Raw genomic sequence first — 3,304 nt, 5'->3', positions numbered from 1 at the left:
TTAGGCGCCAGTGACGAGTGCGCTGATATAGGGACTCCCTACCGGCCTCGGGTAAAAGAAGAGCTGCTCGCCCGGCGGCATCTTGAAACGGTCGGGAGATCCGTTCAGCCGATGGTGAAGCGCTGGTTCTGGGCGCCTCGGTCGCAGCGGGCAGTGCGGTAGTAGCCGTCGTCCTGCTGGTAGAGGCAGCGGCCCGTGCCGACGCTTTGGAGCATGACGGCGCTGCGGGCGGCGGGCTGGACGGCGCGCCACTTCTGGTACGAGCCGCCGTTACAGCGCAGGGGGTAGACGTCGCCCCGGTCATTGCTGTCGAGGCAGCGGCCCCAGAAGCTGTTCTTGAGAGTGGTGCTGGTGTTGAGGCGGCCGTTCCACTGCCACCGGAGGCTGCCGCGTCCGGTGGTGCAGCGGTCGCCCTTGAGGCCGGTTTCGGAGGTCTCGCGCAGGCAGTCACCGTAGCGGTAGTTCGCGAAGCGGCTGGTGGCGGTGGCAGCCGAGGCGGGTGTGGGGATGAGGAAGGGGAGGGCGAGGCCGACTGCGGCGACGAGGGCGGCGAAGGCTTTCCGGGTCGGGCGGCGCACTGGGGGTCTCCTCACAGTGGTTTTCAGAGGTACCTCAACAGGATCCCCGAACACGACCGCCCATGTCTGAAAAATGGGGAAACTCGCCGACGACTCCTGAAGGTCCGAGAGGAGGCGGTTTCCGGCGGGACGGAGGACCTTCCGTGGCGCGGAGGCCCATGGGGGGGCGTAGCAGCGCCACTGACACTGCCTCTGACCTGGTGGCACCGCCCTGTACAGGGGGCACATGTGCGTTCACAAGGTCAGGCAGGACTTCTGAGTGAAACGAACATCGAGAACTCGTAGCACGATCTTGTGGATGGGTGCTGGTCGGGCCTGACCGGTACGACGATTCCGCCGTTCGTGAGGTGCGGGAATCAGCCGTGGATCGTGGAGGATGAACTGCCGCAGCTGATCGAGCCGTTGCTGCCGCCGTAACCGCGGAAGGCTCCCGGCCCGAGGCCGGCGGATGACCGGCGGTGCCTGCAGGGGCATCCTGTACGTGCTCTACAAGCGCCCAGGGCGCCGTGTTCGATGGCGGACCTGCGCTCCCCGACCTTCGGGGCTGTGACTCACCGGCGCAGACCTGCGAGGGGCGAGGCTGGAAGGCACGCTGGCGAGCGACCTTACGATCTGGCCGACCGGATTCGACGCTCAATCGGCCGGCGTCGTAGTCACAGCGGACCCTGGCGTCGAACCGGACAATCTGCTTCCGGCCGCCGCGCTCACGAGGCGAGTCCCACTGCTGCAAACGGAGCCGGCGCAGAGGCCGTCGGCGCGGACGAATTGAGCAATCAGGCAGCGCGAAGGCGACGTCGTGCACCTGGATCAGACGGTCACTACGTTGTCGATGTCGATGCCGATGGACCAGTTCTCGCCGGCAGAGTTGTCGGCGTTACGACGGTGAACTCGGCGTCGTGTCGGAACCTGAATTCCCTCGAACTCCCTGTAGTCGCTGACGTAGTGTGCGACAGCGACGCCGACGTTCACATCGACGTTGTAGTCCAGTCGCCGCAGGAGGCCGTCGTCCCCGAAGTAGAACGTCTGCTCCGCGGTGTGTGTGGCGATGGACGAGGGGAACTCCACATGAAGCCTTCGCCAGACCTCTCCGTTTTCCGACCAGGCCTCTCCCTCACGTGAGGAGACTCCGGTAGTCGAGGAGGAAGGGGGTGCTCAGGTAGTTCCACATTGCGTAGCCGATGAAATAGCCGACTTGAAGCGGACTCCACGGCGAGGTGAGGTCGTATCCCTTGTAGGTCGATCTGATGCCGGACTGTGTCTCCAGCACCGTGTCGTCCGCCGCGGCTCGCACCTCGACCACGTCGTCCTCCGCCCGAAGCACGAAGTCGTGCTCGGGCTTGCCCCAGGGGCTGAATCGGATCAACTCGCGTCGAGTGCCGGTCGTTACGATCTATTTGAATGGCTTGTCCGAGAACCCCCGCACGGCCCACAAGGAGCCGTGGAGCGTCGTCTCGACCTGCAAGCCGTCAATCTGCGACCATCGTTCGCGGCCACCACAGGACGTTCGGCACCAGTCGCCCGGCACGCGTCAACAGCGCCCGAGCGGTCAATGCCGCTCGTGTCCTGTTCCGCTACTACGAGAGGCAGCTTCCAGCCACCATCCTCCTCGTTCACGGAGCCATCGCGGACGGGTCCTCGTGGAGCAGGGTCATTCCGCTCTTGCAGGCCGCCGGACATGAAGCCATCGCTGTACAGCAGCCCCTGTCGTCGATTCCCGACGACGTCGCCAAGGTCCGCGGCGCGCTCGACGAGCTGGCGGGTCCCGTGGTCATCGTCGGCCACTCCTTCGGCGGCGTGGTCATCACGCAGGCCGCACACGGCGCCGCGAACGTGAGCGGCATGGTCTACGTCGCGGCCTTCGCCCCCGACGACGGCGAGAGCGCGCAGAGCCTCGGCGAGCCCTTCGGACAGCTGGAGTCCGCATCCCACTTCAAAATCGACAAGCAGGGGCGCTTCACGCTGCCGCAGGACCTCTTCCCGACGTACTTCTGCCCGGACGTCGAACCGGAGCAGGCCAGGGTCATGGCCGCCGCTCAGGGTCCGAGCGACGCCGCCCGCTTCGGCTTCGTCTCCGGACCGCCGGCCTGGCGCGAGCACCCGACGCACTTCGTGGTGTGTGAGAACGACCAGATCATCCCTCCCGCCCTCCAGCGCTTCTGCGCCGAGCGCATGGGCGCCAAGAGCACCATTGCGGAGGGCGCCTGCCATGCCGTGATGGTCTCCCAGCCCGAGGTGGTGGCACAGGCCATCCTCGAGGCGGCCCGCTGACGGCCGGGTGACAGCTCGTCAGTGAGGGAGAACTCGTCCCTCCCCACCGAGTTGCCATACCAGTGAGCGGCGGGCCGTCTGCACGGAAGGTGCAGCCGGCCCGCCTCGGCGTGGTGGCCGTGCTCATCGGCTCACCCGGCTCCAACAGCCCAACATGATCGATCCGTCGGCGAATGCGCGGGGCTTCACCGCCGCCCCACGGGCATGCACGGCGGCACCGCGACCTCGCGGCCGAAGCCGAATCGGTACGCGGTCATCAGGACTCCGGAAAGGTGGGCCTGGGTGCCGCCGGTGATCCGGCGGCACCCAGGCCACGGGTAGGACAGGGTCGGTCAGAACCACACCGACATCGCTGCGGCCGTCACTTGTGCACGGCCGGCTGGACGGCCTCGGGCGCGGCGACCGCCACGGTGGCGGGACGTTCGCGCTGGGCGAGTGCGGCCAGGGCGGACAGGGCC

General features: G+C 67.1%; 4 protein-coding genes. 1 reads left to right on the top strand and 3 read right to left on the bottom strand.

Features of this window, described 5'->3' with window-relative positions; genetic code table 11:
* Positions 1 to 104 precede the first annotated feature (104 nt).
* The 3 genes from ACLU3S_RS36415 to ACLU3S_RS36405 all read right to left on the bottom strand — a co-directional run bounded on the left by ACLU3S_RS36415 (position 105) and on the right by ACLU3S_RS36405 (position 1,941).
* Complete coding sequence (locus ACLU3S_RS36415; protein ID WP_413956258.1) at positions 105 to 578, bottom strand: RICIN domain-containing protein; 474 nt, start codon at positions 576 to 578, stop codon at positions 105 to 107.
* Positions 579 to 1,385: 807 nt separating this feature from the next.
* Positions 1,386 to 1,643, bottom strand: a complete 258-nt coding sequence (locus ACLU3S_RS36410; protein WP_413956257.1) for a hypothetical protein — start codon at positions 1,641 to 1,643, stop codon at positions 1,386 to 1,388.
* A gap of 46 nt (positions 1,644 to 1,689) precedes the next feature.
* Positions 1,690 to 1,941: a hypothetical protein gene (locus ACLU3S_RS36405; RefSeq protein WP_413956256.1), complete on the bottom strand. Its 252-nt coding sequence runs from the start codon at positions 1,939 to 1,941 to the stop codon at positions 1,690 to 1,692.
* A 35-nt stretch (positions 1,942 to 1,976) separates the two neighbouring features.
* Here ACLU3S_RS36405 and ACLU3S_RS36400 point away from each other — a divergent pair, with 35 nt between their 5' ends.
* The gene (locus ACLU3S_RS36400) at positions 1,977 to 2,846 is read left to right on the top strand and encodes an alpha/beta fold hydrolase (protein WP_413956255.1); all 870 of its coding nucleotides are present in this window, start codon (positions 1,977 to 1,979) and stop codon (positions 2,844 to 2,846) included.
* Positions 2,847 to 3,304 lie beyond the last annotated feature (458 nt).

The sequence above is a fragment of the Streptomyces sp. AF1A genome (assembly GCF_047340315.1).
Lineage (GTDB): Bacteria > Actinomycetota > Actinomycetes > Streptomycetales > Streptomycetaceae > Streptomyces.
The sequence above is the reverse complement of the archived record's forward strand: the minus strand, read 5'-3'. Positions and strand labels throughout refer to the sequence as shown.